Genomic DNA, 19,298 nt, shown 5'->3' on the forward strand with positions numbered 1-19,298 from the left:
GGCGTTTTGCCCGATCTCAATCCTGCAATCCGGGGATTGCTTGATCCAAATCAAGCCAGCCGCCGGTACGGTGTTGCCCATGGGATCATGCAGCAACTGCGACAGCCGACATTCCCGACATGAGTTCTCTCGACATCACCGCCGGTTCGTCGATACGCCGCGATGAAACGGTTTTGATCGTTCTACTGCTCGCCTTCACCGGCGGTTACATCGACGCCTACACCTGGATCATCCACGGCGTGATGGCGAACGCCCAGACCGCCAACCTGATCTTTCTCTGGGTGTATGCGATGACCGGCGACTGGGCGAGGGCGCTGCACTTCATACCGCCGATCCTCGCCTTCGCGGTCGGGATCGTGATGGCGGCCTGGTTGCGCCGCGTTGCGGCAGAGCGAGCCAGCGCGATCAGCACGTTGGTCGAGATCCTGCTCCTGATCGCGATCGGCATCCTGCACAATCGGCTGCCGGATCGTGCCGGAACACTCGGGATCTCGTTCGTCGCTGCCATGCAGGCATCCATCTTCACCAAGGTCGAGGGCGCGGTTTGCAGCACGGTGATGATCACCGGCAACATGCGCCAGGCGATCGAGGCCGCCTTCGCGTCCGTCGCCGGAGCTGCCTCCAACGGAACGCTGCGCCGCTCGGGTATCCTGGCCGCGTTGTGCGCCGTCTTCGGCTTTGGCGCCGCGGTGGGTGCCTTCGCGACGAAAAACATCCCCGATCTGACGCTGGGCATTCCGGTGATCGCGCTGTTGATCGTGCTGCTGCGCTGCGAAGCCGGGCGAGGCGAGGTGCGCGCATGAACGGACCAGCCGAGCCACATGTGAGCTGGATGCGGTTTTTCCCGCCGGCCGGCTGGCTTGCCGCCTATCGCGGTGAGTGGCTGTCGTCGGATGCGATTGCTGGCATCACGCTCGCCGCTTACGCGATCCCGGTTTCGCTGGCCTACGCCGCGTTGGCCGGCCTGCCGCCGCAGGTCGGAATCTACGGCTATATGCTGGGCGGCATCGGTTATGCCTTGCTCGGATCGTCGCGGCAGCTCGCCATCGGTCCGACCTCCGCAATCTCCTTGATGATCGCCGGAACCGTCGGCGTGCTCGCCGGCGGCGATGTGGTGCGCTACGCGCAGATCGCGAGCCTTGCCGCCTGTGCGGTGGCGGTGCTGTGTTTCATCGCCTGGCTGTTCAAGCTCAGCGTCCTCGTTCGCCTGGTCAGCGACAGCATCCTGGTCGGCTTCAAGGCCGGGGCAGGGCTCACCATCATCATGAGCCAGTTGCCGAGCCTGCTCGGTGTTCCCGGCGGCGGCCATAATTTTTTCGACCGCGTCATCAAGCTCGCGGGCCAGCTCGGGGACATCAACCTCCTCATTCTGGGCGTCGGCGCGGTTGCGCTGCTACTCCTCCTACTCGGCGAACGGTTTCTGCCGGGAAAGCCGGTCGGCATCACCATCGTGGCGCTGTCGATTGCGATGGCAACGCTCCTCGGATTGCCAGCCCTTGGCGTCCCCGTCACCGGGAAGATTCCCGAGGGACTGCCGTCACTCGCGTTGCCGACGTTTGGCCTGCTGGAGTTCGACGATCTCTTCCCGCTCGCTGCCGGCTGCGTGCTGCTGGCCTATATCGAGGGTGTCTCAGCCGCCCGCAGCTTTGCCGCCAAGCACGGCTATGCCCTCGACGTGCGGCAGGAATTTTTGGGGCTCGGGGCCGCGAACCTCGCTGCGGCCTTCGGTCACGGCTATCCCGTCGCCGGTGGCCTGTCGCAATCGGCCGTCAATGACAGCGCCGGCGCACGGACGCCGCTGGCGCTGGTGATCTGCTCGGTGACGCTTGGGCTGTGCCTTCTCTTCTTCACCGGGCTCTTGACCAATCTGCCCAAGGCGGTGCTCGCGGCCATCGTCTTTGCGGCCGTCTACCGCCTGGTAGACATTCGCGCACTGCTGCGGATGTGGCGGGTCAGCCGCATCGACTTCTATGCCGCGGCCATCGCGCTGGTGTCCGTGCTGCTGCTCGGCATATTGCAGGGCGTCCTGCTGGCATCGATCGCGTCGATCTTCCTGCTGCTGGCGCGCGCCTCGCAGCCGAACGTCGCATTCCTCGGCCGGCTGCCCGGCAGCGGCCGCTATTCCGACCGCGCCAGGCACGAAGGCGTGGAACCTCTCATCGGGGTCATCGCGTTCCGCCCCGAGGCTTCGCTGCTCTACATCAATGCCGAGACGATTCTCGAGACGGTGCTGGTCGCGCTCCGGAAGGCGCCGGACATCCGCCTGGTGGCCTGCGACCTTTCGGCGTCGCCCTATATCGATCTGGCGGGCGCCCGCATGCTGCGCGATCTCTACGACGAACTCGCCTCCCGCCGCGTCGCCTTCTGCATCGTTGGTGCGCACGCGCAACTGCGCGATCTCTTGCGGGCTGAGGGATTGGCGGAGAAGACCGACAGCGGTCAGTGGCTGCGATCGCTCGACAGCGTGCTCGGCGATAGCCCTGCCAAATAGGGCCCGGGAACCAGTACACAGGGACGAGCCGATCCGTCACCTACGTCCGGACCGGCTAAGCCATATCGCTGTTGCACCGCAAAGCCCGTGCCTTCGGCTGCGGATCGTCTCATGTCATGCGCGACCGTTGACTTGGATCAATGGAGCGCGCCGCGCGCTACCCACGATCCATCATCACCTTTGCTCCAAAGGACCAGCAGGGATTCGGGAGAGAAACATGTCCAAGGACGCCAAGCCTGCACACAAGCGCATCGATCAGTTCTCTACCGGCCCGGGAGGGCGGGCCGACGATTGGCGCGATCTCGTGGAAACGGCAAAGGCATGGGCGCGCGGCGGGGACCGCGCGAAGTACGATGCCGCGCTGGCCGATCTCTCGGTGACCGAGGAGTTTCACGGCTATCCCGGCCTGCATCTGATGGGAGCCCTGCGGGAAGCGGCCGCGACGGGCGATGCGGCAACTTCGCTCGCTCTTGCGACACGGCTGACGCAGGCGTTGACGACGCGGTCCTTCCGCCAGCACGCCGGCGACTGGAATGCAAGCGATGAGGGCAATGGCGAGACCCCCGATCTTGTACCGCAGGTGTTTGGGACGCATGCCGCGCGCCGTCCCTATTTCGAAACGCTGATCGTCACAGGTGTCCCGGCCGGCAGCTGGCCCGCGCTCGCCAACGAATGGCGCAAGCTGCGGCGTCCGGTCGATGCTTTCGTCTACGAACCCGTGATCGTCGGCAGTCTCGAAGACGCCTTCTGCGCCACGCTCCTCAATCCCAACCTTGCAGCCGTCGTCATCAACGAGGGGTTCGGGCTGCGCTCGCGCCATGATGCGCCGGTGCTCCGCTCCATGACTGCCGCCGCCGGTCTCAACGACGAATCCGACGCCTCGACGCTCCGGCTCGCCCACATCATCAAGCGCGTCCGTCCCGAACTCGACATCTATCTCATGTCCAACCGCGACGTGGAGGCGATGGCCGGCAATCCCGAGGCCAATGTCGCCCGCCGCATCTTCTATTCCATCGAGGACCTGCTCGAATTGCATCTCTCGATCCTCGAGGGCGTGCAGGATCGCTACGACACGCCGTTCTTCGACAATCTCAAAAAGTATGCGCAGCGTCCTATCGGAACGTTCCATGCGCTGCCGATCGCGCGCGGCAAGTCCGTCTTCAAGTCGGACTGGATCCGCGACATGGGCGAATTCTACGGCCTGAACCTGTTTTTGGCGGAAAGCAGCGCGACCACCGGCGGCCTGGACAGCCTGCTGGAGCCGACCGGCAACATCAAGAAGGCGCAGGACAAGGCGGCGCGGGCACTCGGCGCCGATCGCGTGTTCTTCGTGACCAACGGCACCTCGACGTCGAACAAGATGGCCGTGCAGGCGTTGCTCGCGCCCGGCGACATCGCGATCGTCGACCGCAACTGCCACAAGTCGCATCATTACGGAATGGTGCTGTCGGGCGCACAGCCGCTCTATGTCGAAGCGTTTCCGATGACGGAATATTCGATGTATGGCGCGGTGCCGCTGAAGACCATCAAGCAGGCCCTGCTGAATGCCAAGGCCGACGGCCGGCTCGACCGGGTCAAGTTGCTCGACCTCACCAACTGCACCTTCGACGGCCACATCTACAACACCCGCCGGGTGATGGAGGAATGCCTCGCCATCAAGCCGGACCTGATCTTCCTGTGGGACGAGGCCTGGTTCGGCTTTGCGCGCTTCTCGCCGTTCCTGCGGCGGCGCACCGGGATGGGAGCGGCCAACGAGATCGAGGCCTGGATGCTCGATCCGAAATCGGTCGAGGCCTATGAGAAGCAGCAGGCCGAGCTCGGCAAGAATCCGTCGGACGAGGTCTTGCTCAAGACCCGGCTGATTCCCGATCCGCGTAAGATTCGCCTGCGCGTCTATCAGACCAACTCGACCCACAAATCGATGTCGGCGATCCGCCAGGGCTCCATGCTCGCGGTCAAGGACGTCGAATTCCACACGGTCGAGCAGCAGTTTAAGGAGGCCGTGTTCACGCACGCCTCGACCAGCCCGAACCAGCAGCTTATCGCGAGCCTCGACGTCTCGCGGCGCCAGATGGAGCTCGAGGGCTATGGTCTCGTCGCCAACGCCATGGAGATCGCGCTCGCGATCCGCCAGGCGGTCAACAACAATCCGCTGATCTCGAAGTATTTCCGCGTTCTCGGCGCCGACGCCATGGTGCCCGCCCAATATCGACAGAGCGGATTCACTGATTATCTCTCACCCGGCGTGAACTGGGCCAACACGCTGAAGAGCCTCGATGACGATGAATTCTGCCTCGATCCGACGCGCATGACGCTGGTATGCGGCACTGCCGGTTTCGACGGCACGCAGTTCAAAGGCATTTTGTCAAACGAGTACAACATCCAGGTCAACAAGACCTCGCGCAACTCGGTCCTGGTCCAGTCCAACATCAACAACACCCGCAGCGACGTCGCGCATCTGATCCGCGTGCTGGCCGAGATCGCGGGCGAAGTCGATCGCGGGCTCGCGCAGGGTGGTGCCAACGCCAAGAAGACGTTCGAGGCCCGGGTCAACAGCCTGATGAAGGACGTGCCGGATCTGCCGAACTTCTCGCATTTCCATCCAAGCTTCCGCAGCGATGCCGGCACCAAGACCAACGAGGGCGATATCCGCGGCGGCTTCTTTGCGGCGTACGATGCGGCTGGGTGCGAACACATCCGTCTCGGCGATCCCGAGATCGATCGCCGCCTGAAGGCGGGCCCCGAGCTTGTCTCCGCCAATTTCGTGATCCCGTATCCGCCGGGCTTCCCGATCATGGTGCCGGGCCAGGTCATCACACAGGAGACCATCGACTTCATGCGCAAGCTCGATGTGAAGGAGATCCACGGCTACGACGCCAAGGAGGGCCTGAAGCTCGTGCGGACGGAAGCCTTGGCGAAGATCGGCCGGCCGAAGCCCGGCGCCTCGCCGAAGCTCAAGGCCGCGTCATAAACAGGGGACGACAATGCAGGGGTTTTTCACATTCTTGCAGCAGAACCCATATCTGCTGCTGTTCTTCGTCGTCGGCCTCGCCGTCTGGATCGGCCGGGCCAGCATCAAGGGTTATGGCCTCGGCATGGTCGCCGGCGCCATCGTGGTCGGCGCAGGCCTGTCGGTCTGGGCGTCGACCTACGGCGTGAAACTCGAGCTGAACAACTTTGCCAAAAGTCTGTTCTACTACCTCTTCATGTACGGCGTCGGCCTGCGCGTCGGCCCGTCCTTCATCAACAGCCTCAGGGGTGACGGCCTCAAGTTCTGTATCCTGGCGGTCGTATCGAGCGTGATCGGCCTCACGCTCGTCGTGCTCGGCGCCAAGCTGTTCGCGCTGCCGACCGGCGCGGCCGGTGGCATGCTCGCGGGCTCGCAGACCATGTCGGCCGCGATCGGCTCGGCCGAGCAGGCGATCACCTCCGGCGTCGTCAAGCTGCCCGAGGGCATGAAGCCCGAGGAAGCCGCCGGCATGATCGCGCTGTCCTACGGCATCACCTATATCTGGGGTACCGTCGGCATCATCCTGATCTGCAAATACCTGCCGCGCTGGTGGGGTGTCGACGCCAAGGCGGCGGCCAAGCAGTACGAGCAGGAATTTGGCGTCAAGGATCTCGAGGGCGGCGGTCTCACCGGCTATCGCCAGTTCGGCCTGCGCGCCTACCGGCTGGAGAACCAGGCACAGGTCGGGATGAGCATTGCGGGCTTCCGCAAGAGCAATCCCGAATACAGGATCGTCAACGTGCAGCGTGGAGGGGAGGCCCTGGGCGCCGATCCCGACCTTGTCCTGCAAAAGGGCGACGTCATTGCGCTGGGCGGATCGACGCAACATCTCACCGACAAGATGGGCCTCATTGGTCCTGAAGTCGCCGACGCCAAGGCGCTCGGCATTCCCATGGACCAGGCCGACATCCTCGTCACCAACAAGGAAGTCGTCGGACGGACCTTCGAGTCCTTCCGGGATACCGCGGTGGCCGGCCAGCTCCAGGTCACCAAGGTCGAGCGCGGCGGCGTCCAGATCCCGGCCGGCCTCAAGACCGAGTTGCAGCGGATGGACATCGTCTCGGTGGTCGGTCTGAAATCCGCCGTCAACGAACTCGGCGAGATGTGGGGCCGGATCGCGCGAAGCAACACATCCACCGACCTCTTGACGCTCGCGGTCGGCATGATCATCGGCTTCCTGATCGGCCGGATCGAGTTTCCGGCCTTCGGCGCCAAGATCGGTCTCGGCAACGCCGGCGGGCTCCTGCTGTCGGGCGTGATCGTATCGTCGGTCGTGTCGCGGCTGCGCTTCTTCGGCAACACGCCGAATGCGGCGCGCAATGTGCTTGAGGATCTCGGACTTGTGGTCTTCGTCGCGATCGTCGGTGTCAATGCCGGTGCCGGCCTGCTGTCGCAGCTCACGGGAGCGATTGCGCTGAAGATCTTCATTGTCGGCTTCATCGCCTGCACGATCCCGCCGTTCATCGTCTGGGCGATCGGCTACCACGTCTTCAAGATCAACCCGGCCGTGCTGATGGGTGGTGTTGCCGGTGCACGTTCGCACTCCGGACCGTGCCGTGAGGCCGCGGTCGAAATCCAGAGCTCCGTGCCCTGGATCGGCTTCCCGGTCGGCTACGCCGTCTCGGGCATTTTGCTGACCGTGTTCGGCTACTTCGCAATGCTCCTGGCTCAATAGCCCGGCGCTGTTATCAAAGGAGAACGAAAGTTATGAGAAAGTTTGCCATCGGTGCCGCTCTGGTCGCCTTGCTCGCAGGTGGAATCGGTTTCAGCACGCCGTCGCGCGCCGAGACCGGCCAGGTCGCTGTCGTCTTCACCAAGGGCGGGTTCATCGTCGGTGTCGGTGGCGGGGAGGGCGTCCTGCTGTTCCGCGGCAAGAAGTATCCGTTCACTGTCTCCGGCATGAGCGTCGGCTTCACGGTCGGCGCATCGACCACAAAGCTGGTCGGCCGCGCGCTCAATCTGAAGAGCCCGGCGTCGATCGAGGGCTCTTATGCGGCGGGCGGGGCCGGTGGCGCCGTTGCGGCGGGGGCCGGCGCCGTGCAACTGCAAAACGCCAACGGCGTGATCTTGCAGCTCTCCGGGCCGAAGGTCGGCGCGGAGGTGTCGGCCGCGGTCGGTGGCGTCACGATCCGGCTGAAATAGGCCGGGAACCGGAGCGGGCCGTGCCTCGCGCGGCCCGCTCTTCTCAATATCGTTCGGTCACGAAGTTCATGCCCTTCAGGCTTGCCTGGTCGTCATAGCGTCCCTTGTTGGAGCGCTTCGGCAGCTTGACCTTGTCCTTCTTGACGCGCTTGTAGGGGATCGCGCTCAGCAGATGCGCGATGCAGTTCAGCCGTGCCCGGCGCTTGTCGTCGGAGCGGACGATGGACCACGGCGCATGCTTCGTGCTCGTGGCCTTCAGCATCAGGTCGCGCGCCCGCGAATAGTCGTACCAGCGGCCGTAGGATTCGACGTCCATCGGGCTCAGCTTCCATTGCCGCACTGGATCCTCGATACGGGCCTCGAAGCGACGCTCCTGCTCCTCCATTCCGACCTCGAGCCAGATCTTGACCAGGAGGATGCCGCCGTCGACGATGTATTGTTCCAACTGCGGGCAGAGCGACAGGAAACGCTGGTGTTCCGCCGGCGTGCAGAAGCCCATGACATATTCGACGCCTGCGCGATTGTACCAGCTCCGGTCGAAAATCACGATCTCGCCGCCGGCAGGAAACTGCTCCATGTAGCGTTGAAAGAAGATCTGGGTCTTTTCCCGATCCGACGGTGCCGGCAGTGCCACCACACGGAACACGCGCGGGCTCACCTTCTCGCTGATTGCCTTGATCGTGCCGCCCTTGCCGGCGGCGTCGCGGCCTTCGAAGATGACGATGACGCGGAGCTTGTTCGCCCTGACATAATCCTGGAGGTGGCAAAGCTCGATCTGGAGCTTTTCCAGCGCCTTCTCGTAGTCCTTGCGTTTCATCCGCTCCGATGTTGCGTCCTTGGCCATGCTCAATCGCCCCACGAGATCGTGACGCCGACGTCGCCGGGGACGCCGCCCGGGAAATCGATGATCTGGTAGGCGATCCGATAGCCGCGCGGCTTCAGATGGTCGGTCCAGAGCTGGAAGATCTCCTTGGGAATGCCGGTCAGGGTGTTTTCCCAGCCCTTTTCCATCTGGTTGATGGCGCGGCCCTTGTCGGTGCAAAGCGTGTTGGGAAAGCGATAGACCTGAACCTCGGTCAGGCCGTTTCGCACTGCACGTGCGATGATGGTTGAGGCGAGCTTGACCTTCTCCTCCTCGGTCTTGCCCGACGGCTTGCTGAGCCGATCGATCAGGGCATGCTTCTCGGCTTCGGCCGCGGCGGCGACACGGGCATATTCCTCGGCCTTTTGGGCCTCCTTGAGCGCAGCTTCTTTGCGGATCTGCGCGGCGTTGGGAATGAGATCATCGAGGCCGGCCATGGCTGTTGCTCCCAAATGGCGGTTTGCAGTTCAGCGTTCCCGGCAACGCTAGGTCTGGCCGGCGGCAATCCCTTGATTCAAATCAAGCAAACGCGCAACGTAGATGGGCAGGGTTGCCGCAGGAGCGTCGCGCGCGGCGGGCCTTACGTAGGAGAGATCATTGAGCGAGCAGCTTCATCCGATGGCGCCGCACCATCTGCCATTCTATCTCGCACCTGGAAGCGGCACCGACACGCTGATGGTGGTGATGGGCATATTCCTGGTCGGCGCCATATTATGGGTCGGCACGCTTTACTGGAAATTGCACAGCCTGCCCGAGCGGATGGCGCACAAATCGCAGAAGCTTCAGTTCGAACTCGTCGCTGTGCTAGGCCTGATCTCGCTCTTTACCCATATGCACATTTTCTGGGTGGCTGGCCTGTTGCTTGCGCTGATTGATCTACCCGATTTCGGGACGCCGCTGCGCAGCATCGCCGACTCCGTTGAGAAGATCGCCGACGCAACGCCGGCCGACGAGACCGTGGTTGCCGAACCCGTTCCGCCGCCGGCCGAAAAGGCCGGTCCGGCCAAGGAGAAGGAGCATAGCCATGTTTGAGCTCATGTTCTGCTCCCTCCTGACCATCGTGCCCGACTACCTCTACCGCCGCTACGTTCAGGGCAAGCGCTTCGGCAAGGAGATCACGTTCTTCTCGGTCTGGTATGAACTCAGATGGGGCATCACCGGCTGCCTGATGCTGACCGTGTCCCTGATCACGATGATCTTCTATTTCCATCCGGCGACAGACTCCGCGACGCTGTATTTCCGCACTGTGCCGGTCATGCCCGTAGGCGTCGCTGGCCGGGTGGCTGAGGTAAATGTCGGCTTCAGCCAGGACGTGAAGAAGGGTGACGTCCTGTTCACGCTGGACAGCTCGAAGCAGCAGGCCGCATTGGAAACCGCCAAGCGTAAGGTTGCGGAAATTGATGCGTCGATGGCGTCGGCGCAAGCCGACGTGGTCAAGGCGGATGCACAGGTTGGCGAAGCCAAGGCAAACCTGCAGCAGGCGAAGGACGAACTGGACGTGAAGTCCGAACTGCAGCGTCGCAATCCCGGCATCGTACCTCAGCGCGACATCGAGAAATTGCAGGTGCTCGTCGATCAGCGACAGTCCGGCGTGGACGCCGCCAACGCGGTGAAGCAATCAGCGACGCTGCGGATCTCGACACTCTTGCCCGCCGAGAGGGCCAGCGCTGAAGCAGCGCTGGCAGAGGCGCAGGTGCTTCTGGATCAGACGATCATTCGTGCCGGCCTCGACGGCCGGGTCGAGCAATTCCTGCTGCGCCCCGGTGACGTCGTCAATCAACTGTTGCGGCCGGCAGGGGTGCTCATCCCGGAAGGCGCCGGCAGAAAGGGCCTTCAGGCCGGCTTTGGCCAGATCGAGGCGGGCGTGATGAAGGAAGGCATGGTGGCCGAAGCAACTTGCATATCAAGGCCATGGGTCATCATTCCAATGGTGGTCACGTCGGTGCAGGACTATATTGCCGCCGGACAATTCCAGGGCGGACAACAACTGCTCGAAGCGCAGAATAGTTTTAAGCCCGGCACGATCCTCGCGTTCCTTGAACCGCTTCATAAGGGCGGACTCGAAGGCGTAACCCCGGGAAGCAGTTGCATCGTCAACGCCTACACCAGCAATCACGAGGAAATTTCTGCAAAGGATACCCCGACGAGCCGCAAGGTCGCGCTGCACGTCGTCGACGGTGTCGGCCTCGTGCACGCCATGCTCTTGCGGATCCAGGCGCTGCTGTTGCCGATCAAGACGCTTGTGCTGAGCGGCCATTGAATTGGCCGGAGTGATACCGTGCCGCCGCAGCTTTGGCGGCGGCCATGAACAAGCCAAGGCTTGATTCATATCAAACAAGCCCGCCTCCGATCCTCCTGAATGACGATCCATCCCAGGAGGATTGACATGAAACGAGCAAACTTCCTTTGCGCGGCATGGGGCGCGACGGCTGCGGTTCTGGTGCTGGCGGCCTCTCCGGCGCGCGCCGATGATCCGGCAAAAATCCTCAAATCGATGACGGATTATCTCGGCAGCCAGAAGACGCTGTCGGCCTCCTTCGAGAGCGACATCGAGATCATCACGCCCGAGCTGCAGAAGATCCAGTTCACGAGCTCCGGCCAGATGAAATTGAGCCGGCCGGACAAGCTGAGGGTACGCCGGACCGGCGGCTATACCGACGTTGATCTTGTCTATGACGGCAAGACGATCTCGCTCTACGGCAACGACGCCAAGACCTATGTGCAGGCCGAGGCGCCGGGCACGGTCGATCAGATGATCGCCGCGATGCAGGCGCGCTCGGGCCTCGGCATGCCCGGCACAGATCTCATCCTGTCCAACGCCTATGATGAGCTGACGGCGACGACGATCGAAGGCAAGCATGTCGGGCAGGGCGTGATCGACGGCGTCGAATGCGAACATCTCGCGTTCCGCACGCCGGAGACCGACTGGCAGATCTGGATCGAGCCCGGCGCCAAGCCCGTGCCGCGCAAATACGTCATCACCAGCAAGACGCTGACCGGCGCGCCACAATACACGCTGCGGATCAGGGACTGGAAGACCGACGCCTTCGCGGACGCGGATACTTTCGTGTTCAAGGCGCCGGCCGGCGCCAGCAAGATCGACCTTGAGTCCGCTGCCATCGCGGATTTCGACGAACTCCCCCCGGGGACCCCACAAGGAGCCAAGCAATGATCCGAGCAAAGATCTCGTCGCGAAAAATGTTCATCGGGGCGGCGGCAGCAATCGCCTTTGCCGCCGGTCTGTCCTGGAATGAGACGAGCCGTGTTGCCGACCGTGCTTTCTTCCCGGAAGCGCAGGCGCGGGTCGGGCGGCCCCTCACGCCCATGAGCTATGCGGGCGTCGCGCGACGGACGACGCGCCGCGCCGTCGCTGTCGGTGCCGCGGCCGGCGCGGCAGGGGCCTATTATGGGTCGTCCTGCGTGCAGGTCGTCGATGCCTATGGCCGGGTTGTGACGCGCTGCTGAGATGGAGATCCTGCGAGACGCTTGGCTATCGCGCGAGTCCCGCTAGAGTTGCGGTCAGGAGCAGCCGATCGAAGCTGCGGGAGAGAGGATGAGCGGGCGCATCGCCGTTGCTGCGGTCAAGCCGGGCTGGCCGATGATGGTCGCACGGCTGTGGTTTTGCTTGTGCGTCGGGATCGTCGTCGCGGCTGGACCGGCGAGCGCCGCCGATCGCGCCGAACCAAAGCGGATCGTCCTGCTGCATTCCTTCGGCCGGGATTTTCGTCCCTGGAGCGAATATGCGCGCAGCATCAAGGCCGAGCTCGAACGCCAATCGTCCTATCCCCTGGACATCCAGGAACACACGCTGCTCTCGGCCCGCTTCAACAATCCGGGTCCGGAAACGCCGTTCGTCGATTATCTGCGCTCGCTATACGTGGGGTGTCCGCCTGATCTTGTGATGAGTATCGGTGCGCCGGCGGCAAGGTTCTTGCAAAAGTATCGTGCGGAGCTGTTTCCCGACACGCCTATGGTGCTGGCGGCCGTAGAGCAGCGCCTCGTCAACCGCGCGGGCCTGACCGGCAACGACACCGTTGTCTCCGTGTACAACGATTTTGCAGCGTTCTTCGCTACCATGCTGAAGGTCATGCCGGATACCAGGACCATCGCCGTCGTGACCGGCACCTCGCCGCTGGAAAAGTTCTGGCGCGACGAGATCAAGCGGGAGGCAAGACCGTTCGAAGACAGGGTTGCCTTCGTCTGGCTCGCCGATCTTCCCTTTGCGGAGATATTGGCGCGGGCTCCGAGCCTGCCGCCGCACACGGTCCTGTTCTGGCAGTTGATGTCGGTCGACGCTGCTGGCGTCTCGCATGAGGGCGACAACGCTGTGCGCCAGCTTCACGCGGTCGCCAACGTGCCGATCTTTTCCTATCAGGAAGCTTTCTTCGGTCGTGATACCGTGGGCGGCCCCATGCATTCGATCGCGGACGTCTCAAGTCGGACCGCCAATGCAGCGGTCCGAATTCTCGACGGCGAAAAGCCCGCCAACATCAGGTTCGAGCCGGTCCAGTTCGCTCCCCCGCGATATGACTGGCGCGAGATGCAGCGCTGGGGCATCAGCGAGCAGAACCTGCCAGAAGGCAGCCAGATTCTGTTTCGGGAGCCGACCTTGTGGGAGGCTTACCGGTGGCAGATCGTGCTCATCGCCGCGGTGATCCTGATGCAGGCGGGCCTGATCAGCGGAATGCTTCATCAGCATCGTCGACGCCGCCTTGCCGAGGTCGAGTCGCGCCAGCGCCTTGCCGAGCTCGCGCATGTCAATCGTTATGCCGCGGTCGGCGAGCTCACGACCTCGATCGCACACGAATTGAACCAGCCGCTCGGCTCCATTCTCACCAATGCCGAGACGGCGGAGCTCATGCTGAAGAGCGCTTCGCCCGATCTCGACGAGATCAGGGAAATCCTCGCCGACATCAGGCGCGACGATCAGCGGGCCAGCGAAGTGATCCGCCGGTTGCGCAGCATCTTGCGAAAAACACCGTTCGAGACCGCCGAGATCGACCTGAACGAGACGGTCGGCGAAGCGATCGGGTTTCTGACGGCGGTCGCCGACCGGCGCAAGATCGCCCTGAGATTCGCAGCCGCCGGAAACGCGTTGTACGTGAAGGGCGACACCGTCCAGCTTCAGCAGGTCATTCTCAACCTGATCATCAATGCGATCGATGCCCTTGCGGAGACGGAGACGAGGGCACGGGAGGTCGGCGTGACGACGGTGCGCTCCGGCGCGTTCGCAGAGATCCGGATCGAGGACAGCGGCCCCGGCATTACGAGCAACGATCTCAGGGACGTCTTCAATCCGTTCTTCACCACCAAGCCGCTCGGCATGGGGATGGGTCTGACGATTTGCCGGACTATCGTCGAGGCGCATCGCGGACAGATCCTTGCCGAGAACAAGCCGACAGGCGGGGCGCTGTTCACGATCCGGCTGCCGATCGCGCAATAGTTCTCTTGCATCGCAACAGGACGCGCTGCGGCGATGACGACCGCTCCGCTTCCTTTGATCTTTGTCAAAGAATGCGCCGTCCGCGGCCCGATGCTCGCTGCCGAAATGCCAATGGAGGGTGTGATGTTTCGCTGCGGCAAAACCCTGATCGCGCTTGCGCTGGTGATGACGATCCCCGTCGCCGCGATGGCGCAGACCCCGGCCGCGCCAGCGACGCCGGCGCCGGCCGCAACTCAGGCGCCGCCAGCAACGCCGCCGGCTGCGGAGTTGCTGAAGCCGGAGCAACTCGAGGCGCTGGTGGCGCCGATCGCGCTCTATCCCGATGAACTGCTGGCCAACGTGCTGGCAGCTTCGACCTATCCTCTCGAAGTCGTGCAAGCCGACCGCTGGCTGAAGGAGCGCAAGAACCTGAAGGGCGATGCGCTCAGGACAGAGGTCGAGAAGCAGTCCTGGGACGACAGCATCAAGGCGCTGGCGAGCACCGCCGAGGTTTTGACCATGATGAGCGACAAGCTCGACTGGACCAAGAATCTCGGTGACGCCTTTCTCGCGCAGCAGCCTGACGTGATGGACGCGATCCAGCGCCTGCGCACCAAGGCCTATGACAACAAGAAGCTCGTCACCACCAAGCAGCAGAAGGTCACGGTCCAGACCCAGGAGAACAAGCAGGTGGTCGTGATCGAGCCGGCCGAGGCGGGGCAGATGTACGTGCCCTACTACGAGCCCGCGACTGTCTACGGCGACTGGCCCTATGCCGAGTATCCGCCGTATTATTTCGGCTATCCGTCCTATATCGGCGCCGGAATGGTCGCGGCGGGCCTCGCCTTCGGCACTGCCTGGGCCATCGGCCGCTGGGGCAATTACTGGGGCGGCGGCTGCAACTGGGGCAACCGCAACGTCTACGTCAATCACCGGACCACCAACATCGGAAACGGCTGGCAGCACAATCCGGCACATCGCGGAGGCGTGCGCTACAACAACGTCAATGTTCAGAACCGCTTTGGCAACACCAACATCAAGGCCGGCGCTGCCGACCGCATGGATTTCCGCGGCCGAGATGGAAACCAGGTGCTGCGTCCCAATCAGGGTGCAGGAGACCGGGCGGGCGATCGTGCTGGCGACCGCGCAGGAGATCGTGCGGGTGATCGCGCCGGAGATCGTGCGGGTGATCGTGCAGGAGATCGTGCGGGTGATCGTGCAGGAGATCGCGGTGGCGACCGTGGCGGCGATCGCGCAGGTGCAGGCGATCGTGCCAAAGGTGGCGGCGATCGCGCGGGAGCCGGTGACCGTGCGAAGGGCGGCGGTGATCGTGCCAAGGGTGGCGGTGACCGTGCAGGCGCCAAGGGCGGTGGCGGAGCGAAGGCCGCCAACCGCGGCGGTGCCGGCGGCGGCAATCGCGCTGCAGCAGGTGGCGGCAATCGCGGCGGCGCCATGAACGTGTCATCCGGCCGGTCGGCGGCCGCGGCTTCCGCGCGCGGACGCGCCAGCATGGCAAGCATGCCGCGCGGCGGCGGCGGTGGCGCGGCCTTCGCAGGTCGTGGCGGCGGAGGCGGCATGTCTATGGGGGGCGGCGGCCGTGGCGGCGGCGGCTTTGGCGGCGGCGGAGGTCGCGGCGGCGGCGGTGGTGGGCGGCGCTCGGACATCGCGCTGAAGCACGACATCACACTGCTCGGCCATCTCGCCAACGGCCTCGGCTACTACCGCTTCAGCTACATCGGCAGCGACAAGGCCTATGTCGGCGTGATGGCGCAGGAAGTCGAGAGCGTGAAGCCGGAGGCCGTGACCCGCGGCAGCGACGGCTACTTGCGCGTCCATTACGAGAAGCTCGGTCTGAAATTCCGCACGTACGGCGACTGGCTTGCAGGCGGTGCAAGGATTCCTGCGGAGGTGACGCCATGATCGCGCTGAGATCGCTTCAACGGGCAGCCTTGCCCGCTCTTGGGCCGAGTCTCCTGGCTCTGGCGCTGCTGACTTCGCCGTCGCTGGCGCAACAATCGTACAAGTCGCCGGAGGACGCGGCCGCGGCGCTCGCCGCCGCCGTGAAGAGCGGCCCAAGCGACATTCTGAAGGTGCTGGGCAGGGCCGCCGACGACATTGTCTCGTCCGGCGACGAGGTTGCGGACGCCGACATTCGTCAACGCTTCACCTCCCTGTACGACCAGAAGCATTCGATCAAGGCGGAAGGCAACAAGAAGGCCACGCTGCTGCTCGGGCCGGAGGATTTCCCGTTCCCGATTCCACTGGAGAACGCCAAGGCCGGCTGGGAGTTCAATACCGCCGAAGGCCGCATCGAGGTGCTTCGCCGCCGCATCGGCCGCAACGAGCTCGATGCAATCCAGACCTCTCTCGCCTATGTCGATGCCCAGAACGAATATGCCGACAAGGACCACGGCGAGGGTGTCGGCGTCTATGCGCAGCGTATCGTCTCGACGCCCGGCAAGAAGGACGGCCTGTTCTGGCGCGACGACGCCGACCCGAGCCCGCTCGGCGCGTTGGCGGCCGAGGCGTCGCGCGAAGGCTACCGAGCCGGCGACCTCGAGCCCGCGCCCTATCACGGCTATTACTTCCGTATCCTCAAGGGGCAGGGGCCGGATGCTCCGGGCGGCGCACTCAACTACGTCGTCAAGGGCAAGATGATCGGAGGCTTTGGGCTGATCGCCTGGCCTGCCGAATACGGTAATTCCGGCGTGATGACTTTCCTCGTCAATCACAACGGCGTCGTCTACCAGAAGGATCTGGGACCGCGGACCGACTTCGTCGCCAAGCGCCTCATGCTGTTCGATCCCGACCAGACCTGGAAGAAAGCCGATGCAGCCAAACCGTGAGGCGAGGGACGCCTTGCCGCGCGCGCTTGCCATCTTCCTGACGGTCGTCGCGCTGCTCGCCGCAGCCGCGCCGGTGCCGAGCCTTGCGCAAGCCTCCGGCCATGTCCGGGTCAAGATCCTCAAGGCAGGCCTTCTGGTCGGCGGCGGCGCCGGCAGCGGCGTCCTCACCTATCGCGGCCGCAACTATCCGTTCCGCGTCTCCGGCGTGAGCTTTGGCATCACGGCCGGCGCAACCATCGGCCGCCTCGACGGCTGGGCCTCCGGCATCCGCGAGGTCGGCGATTTCGCCGGCACCTACAGCTCCGTCGGCGGCGGCTTTGCGCTGGTCGGCGGCGTCAACGGCGTCCATTTGCGCAACGAGAAGGGCGTCACCATCGTGCTGCAGGGACCGAAGGCCGGCATGGAGGTCGCCGCCAACCTCAGTGCGATCACGATTTCCATGAAGTGATTCCGTTGTGATTCGGCTGGGCGCAGCGTGTGGTATTGCGCAGGTCGGATAATCGCGCGGTATGCGCGATGGGCGTTCACGTTGGGTCATGGAAAGTGCATGTGACGCCGATCGAACCGTCCCGATCTTTCCGCAACGCGGCGCGCGAGATATAGACGGTACTGTAAGGATCTGCGAAGGTCTCGCGCATCTGCATCAAGAGTGCGTTGTCCGCGAGCGTCATCACACGCCCTGGCACGTCCGATCCATCGGCCGCCCGCGCCAGGCAATACCGGAAGTTCACAGGCTCATAGGCCGGAAGCGGAAATAGCTTGCCGCTGTCCGGGTCTGTCGGCCGCTCCATCACCCATTCCACTGACGATCCGAGCGGTCGGATGTCCCCGAGAGGCTGTCGTTTGGCGAGAAACGAACGGAACTCGCCCGTGCTCTGGTTCTTGATGAAGTACAGAACGTCTTCGCTGGCCAGGACCGCAAGACCAGCGAGAATCTTGTCACCAGCATCGATGGCGAGGTTGTCGATCATCGTGATCACTTGCCTTGGCGAATGCTTCGTGAGTTCCTCCTGCTCCGGAAGCTTGCGCCACCAATCCCACCACGCAAAGTGCGCGGGCTTGCCATTGGGCCAGTGGCCGGTGCCGATTTGAGGAAGGGAAGTCTTCGGCAACATGCCGTTGTGGCCGTCGAGGCCCACCCACAACAACGATTTCGCATCGTCCGAGTGTGTGAAATGCCCCGACGGCAGACTCACGTTCGGTGCAGTCCACCCGGCAGCCGCGAAAAAGAACCGCTTTGGCCAGGGTGTCGAAACGAGCGCCCCCGACCAGTTCAGCATCGATTGAAGCGGACTTCCGAGCGACGGGGGATGGATGTCGCGAAACGTCGGTCGCTTCGCCGAGAAGGGTGACGAAACGAGTGTTTTCCAGAACTCGAACAGGCCCGGCTCGGCATCGGCATCCGGTCTTCGCGGAATGCCGTAGGCATCGAGCTCGTCGCGTGACGCAGTCAGGAGATTGAACCCTTTGGGCACCTCCTTGTAGAGGCTAAAGTGAGCATTCTCAGACATTTCCAGCTCCCATGCGGCGCCAACGGGCGCTGTTACCGAGCCTTTGCATCCTTCGATGGCGGCGCAATCAGGAATTCACCAGAGGTGGCCCACTCCGCCCTCGCGAACTCGACGAGCCCCTGGAACTTCGGCAGATATTCCTGGTCCAGGAGAATCTTGGCGGTGATTGCCGCCGCGAGTGTCACGCCGGCGCTGGAATCCGACGGGTAGTGAAGGCCGGCGATTTCGCGATTTCGCGCAACTCTGTCAGCAAGGGCGACAAGCGATTGTCCGATCGTGGTCCTCGTGGGGGCTGCCAGCGTCGGAGCCTTAATACCGAGTGACGGCGGAAGGATCTCCGTGAGAAGCGCCGCGAAGACGTGAGCCTGGGTGGAGTGACCGCTCGGAAACGATGCGTGTCCGCTGTGCTGGATCGGCGTCAACAGCCCGGGGACGACCTGCGAGGGACGCGGGCGATTGAAATGCGCTTTGTAATGCATCGTGATCAGCGCCGTCAGCGCGTCGGCGACGATCAGCATGCGCGAGGTCGCCGGGTGCGTTGTCGCCGTTGCGGACAGGAGGTGCAGGAATTTGCTGATGAATTCGTCAGCCTCGGACACGATCTCATCGAGCGCGCCGGGGCGCTCATGGATTGTCATGGTCTTCAGCGTGTCAATGTCTCTATCAAGATACCGTTCCCATGGGGCTGGATCCTCGCCGAGGAGTGCAAACCCGCCGAGCCTCTCGAGCCAATCCGCCTTAAGGGCAAGATCGGACATCACGACCCACGCGTACCACCGGGTCGACCAGAGCCTGCTGCCAAAGCCGTTGGCATTGAACCTGGCGAACTCGATTTCGGGGTCGCTAGCGAACGGGAGATCGGCGCGATCGCTGAACATTGCGCCTCCCGACCCGCCGGAGCCACCATATCCTCCATACCCACCATAGCCGCCATACCCTCCATAGCCGCCATAGCCACCGTAGCCACCGTATCCGCCCGCCATGTGAACCTCCTCAGTTACGATCTGCGTGCCT

Annotated in this window: 17 protein-coding genes; 13 read left to right on the plus strand and 4 right to left on the minus strand. The window is 63.6% G+C overall.

Going from position 1 to position 19,298, the window contains the following annotated elements:
* Nucleotides 1-119 precede the first annotated feature (119 nt).
* The 5 genes from JQ632_RS04810 to JQ632_RS04830 all read left to right on the plus strand — a co-directional run bounded on the left by JQ632_RS04810 (nucleotide 120) and on the right by JQ632_RS04830 (nucleotide 7,643).
* Nucleotides 120-803 (plus strand): YoaK family protein, encoded by a 684-nt coding sequence (locus JQ632_RS04810; RefSeq protein WP_212401138.1) that lies wholly within the window; start codon nucleotides 120-122, stop codon nucleotides 801-803.
* Entirely contained in the window at nucleotides 800-2,491 is a 1,692-nt protein-coding gene (locus JQ632_RS04815; RefSeq protein ID WP_212401139.1) for a SulP family inorganic anion transporter, read from the plus strand. The genes JQ632_RS04810 and JQ632_RS04815 overlap by 4 nt, the downstream gene beginning before the upstream one ends.
* A gap of 217 nt (nucleotides 2,492-2,708) precedes the next feature.
* Entirely contained in the window at nucleotides 2,709-5,462 is a 2,754-nt protein-coding gene (locus tag JQ632_RS04820) for a decarboxylase (protein ID WP_212401140.1), read from the plus strand.
* A 13-nt stretch (nucleotides 5,463-5,475) separates the two neighbouring features.
* Nucleotides 5,476-7,176 carry an aspartate:alanine exchanger family transporter gene (locus JQ632_RS04825; protein WP_212401141.1) on the plus strand — a complete coding sequence of 567 codons (1,701 nt, stop codon included), beginning with the start codon at nucleotides 5,476-5,478 and terminating at the stop codon, nucleotides 7,174-7,176.
* Between the two features lie 32 nt (nucleotides 7,177-7,208).
* Nucleotides 7,209-7,643, plus strand: coding sequence for a hypothetical protein (locus tag JQ632_RS04830; protein WP_212401142.1), 435 nt, complete (start codon nucleotides 7,209-7,211; stop codon nucleotides 7,641-7,643).
* Nucleotides 7,644-7,686: 43 nt separating this feature from the next.
* Here JQ632_RS04830 and ppk2 read toward each other — a convergent pair whose 3' ends face one another.
* Nucleotides 7,687-8,487: a polyphosphate kinase 2 gene (ppk2, locus tag JQ632_RS04835; RefSeq protein WP_212401143.1), complete on the minus strand. Its 801-nt coding sequence runs from the start codon at nucleotides 8,485-8,487 to the stop codon at nucleotides 7,687-7,689.
* Nucleotides 8,488-8,489: 2 nt separating this feature from the next.
* Nucleotides 8,490-8,942, minus strand: coding sequence for a hypothetical protein (locus JQ632_RS04840; RefSeq protein WP_212401144.1), 453 nt, complete (start codon nucleotides 8,940-8,942; stop codon nucleotides 8,490-8,492).
* A gap of 181 nt (nucleotides 8,943-9,123) precedes the next feature.
* Here JQ632_RS04840 and JQ632_RS04845 point away from each other — a divergent pair, with 181 nt between their 5' ends.
* From JQ632_RS04845 to JQ632_RS04880, 8 genes are all read left to right on the plus strand, one after another.
* A complete protein-coding gene (locus JQ632_RS04845; protein ID WP_212401245.1) occupies nucleotides 9,124-9,537 on the plus strand; it encodes a hypothetical protein in 414 nt (137 codons plus the stop codon).
* Nucleotides 9,530-10,765 (plus strand): HlyD family secretion protein, encoded by a 1,236-nt coding sequence (locus JQ632_RS04850; RefSeq protein WP_212401145.1) that lies wholly within the window; start codon nucleotides 9,530-9,532, stop codon nucleotides 10,763-10,765. The genes JQ632_RS04845 and JQ632_RS04850 overlap by 8 nt, the downstream gene beginning before the upstream one ends.
* Before the next feature lie 126 nt (nucleotides 10,766-10,891).
* Complete coding sequence (locus JQ632_RS04855; protein WP_212401146.1) at nucleotides 10,892-11,677, plus strand: DUF2092 domain-containing protein; 786 nt, start codon at nucleotides 10,892-10,894, stop codon at nucleotides 11,675-11,677.
* Nucleotides 11,674-11,970, plus strand: coding sequence for a hypothetical protein (locus tag JQ632_RS04860; RefSeq protein ID WP_212401147.1), 297 nt, complete (start codon nucleotides 11,674-11,676; stop codon nucleotides 11,968-11,970). Before JQ632_RS04855 ends, JQ632_RS04860 begins: the two co-directional genes overlap by 4 nt.
* An 88-nt stretch (nucleotides 11,971-12,058) precedes the next feature.
* A complete protein-coding gene (locus JQ632_RS04865) occupies nucleotides 12,059-13,948 on the plus strand; it encodes a sensor histidine kinase (RefSeq protein WP_212401148.1) in 1,890 nt (629 codons plus the stop codon).
* A gap of 123 nt (nucleotides 13,949-14,071) precedes the next feature.
* Nucleotides 14,072-15,847, plus strand: a complete 1,776-nt coding sequence (locus JQ632_RS04870) for a DUF3300 domain-containing protein (protein WP_212401149.1) — start codon at nucleotides 14,072-14,074, stop codon at nucleotides 15,845-15,847.
* On the plus strand, nucleotides 15,844-16,773 hold the full coding sequence (locus tag JQ632_RS04875; protein ID WP_212401150.1) for a DUF2950 domain-containing protein: 930 nt from the start codon (nucleotides 15,844-15,846) through the stop codon (nucleotides 16,771-16,773). The genes JQ632_RS04870 and JQ632_RS04875 overlap by 4 nt, the downstream gene beginning before the upstream one ends.
* Nucleotides 16,757-17,221, plus strand: a complete 465-nt coding sequence (locus JQ632_RS04880) for a hypothetical protein (RefSeq protein ID WP_212401151.1) — start codon at nucleotides 16,757-16,759, stop codon at nucleotides 17,219-17,221. The genes JQ632_RS04875 and JQ632_RS04880 overlap by 17 nt, the downstream gene beginning before the upstream one ends.
* 76 nt (nucleotides 17,222-17,297) lie before the next feature.
* On the opposite strand, the gene JQ632_RS04885 is transcribed toward JQ632_RS04880, so the two are convergent.
* Both JQ632_RS04885 and JQ632_RS04890 read right to left on the minus strand, forming a co-directional pair.
* Nucleotides 17,298-18,284, minus strand: a complete 987-nt coding sequence (locus JQ632_RS04885; RefSeq protein ID WP_212401152.1) for a G1 family glutamic endopeptidase — start codon at nucleotides 18,282-18,284, stop codon at nucleotides 17,298-17,300.
* 32 nt (nucleotides 18,285-18,316) lie between these two features.
* Entirely contained in the window at nucleotides 18,317-19,267 is a 951-nt protein-coding gene (locus JQ632_RS04890; protein WP_212401153.1) for a phosphatase PAP2 family protein, read from the minus strand.
* Nucleotides 19,268-19,298 lie beyond the last annotated feature (31 nt).

The sequence above is a fragment of the Bradyrhizobium liaoningense genome (assembly GCF_018130955.1).
In the GTDB taxonomy this organism is placed as follows: Bacteria; Pseudomonadota; Alphaproteobacteria; order Rhizobiales; family Xanthobacteraceae; genus Bradyrhizobium; species Bradyrhizobium liaoningense_C.

Coding starts and splice junctions, on each gene's coding strand:
- JQ632_RS04845 (WP_212401245.1), top strand. CDS start 9,124: ATGGCGCCGCACCATCTGCCATTCTATCTCGCACCTGGAAGCGGCACC.
- JQ632_RS04875 (WP_212401150.1), top strand. CDS start 15,844: ATGATCGCGCTGAGATCGCTTCAACGGGCAGCCTTGCCCGCTCTTGGG.
- JQ632_RS04865 (WP_212401148.1), top strand. CDS start 12,059: ATGAGCGGGCGCATCGCCGTTGCTGCGGTCAAGCCGGGCTGGCCGATG.
- ppk2 (WP_212401143.1), bottom strand. CDS start 8,487: ATGGCCAAGGACGCAACATCGGAGCGGATGAAACGCAAGGACTACGAG.
- JQ632_RS04850 (WP_212401145.1), top strand. CDS start 9,530: ATGTTTGAGCTCATGTTCTGCTCCCTCCTGACCATCGTGCCCGACTAC.
- JQ632_RS04830 (WP_212401142.1), top strand. CDS start 7,209: ATGAGAAAGTTTGCCATCGGTGCCGCTCTGGTCGCCTTGCTCGCAGGT.
- JQ632_RS04815 (WP_212401139.1), top strand. CDS start 800: ATGAACGGACCAGCCGAGCCACATGTGAGCTGGATGCGGTTTTTCCCG.
- JQ632_RS04860 (WP_212401147.1), top strand. CDS start 11,674: ATGATCCGAGCAAAGATCTCGTCGCGAAAAATGTTCATCGGGGCGGCG.
- JQ632_RS04810 (WP_212401138.1), top strand. CDS start 120: ATGAGTTCTCTCGACATCACCGCCGGTTCGTCGATACGCCGCGATGAA.
- JQ632_RS04840 (WP_212401144.1), bottom strand. CDS start 8,942: ATGGCCGGCCTCGATGATCTCATTCCCAACGCCGCGCAGATCCGCAAA.
- JQ632_RS04890 (WP_212401153.1), bottom strand. CDS start 19,267: ATGGCGGGCGGATACGGTGGCTACGGTGGCTATGGCGGCTATGGAGGG.
- JQ632_RS04855 (WP_212401146.1), top strand. CDS start 10,892: ATGAAACGAGCAAACTTCCTTTGCGCGGCATGGGGCGCGACGGCTGCG.
- JQ632_RS04820 (WP_212401140.1), top strand. CDS start 2,709: ATGTCCAAGGACGCCAAGCCTGCACACAAGCGCATCGATCAGTTCTCT.
- JQ632_RS04885 (WP_212401152.1), bottom strand. CDS start 18,284: ATGTCTGAGAATGCTCACTTTAGCCTCTACAAGGAGGTGCCCAAAGGG.
- JQ632_RS04825 (WP_212401141.1), top strand. CDS start 5,476: ATGCAGGGGTTTTTCACATTCTTGCAGCAGAACCCATATCTGCTGCTG.
- JQ632_RS04880 (WP_212401151.1), top strand. CDS start 16,757: ATGCAGCCAAACCGTGAGGCGAGGGACGCCTTGCCGCGCGCGCTTGCC.
- JQ632_RS04870 (WP_212401149.1), top strand. CDS start 14,072: ATGTTTCGCTGCGGCAAAACCCTGATCGCGCTTGCGCTGGTGATGACG.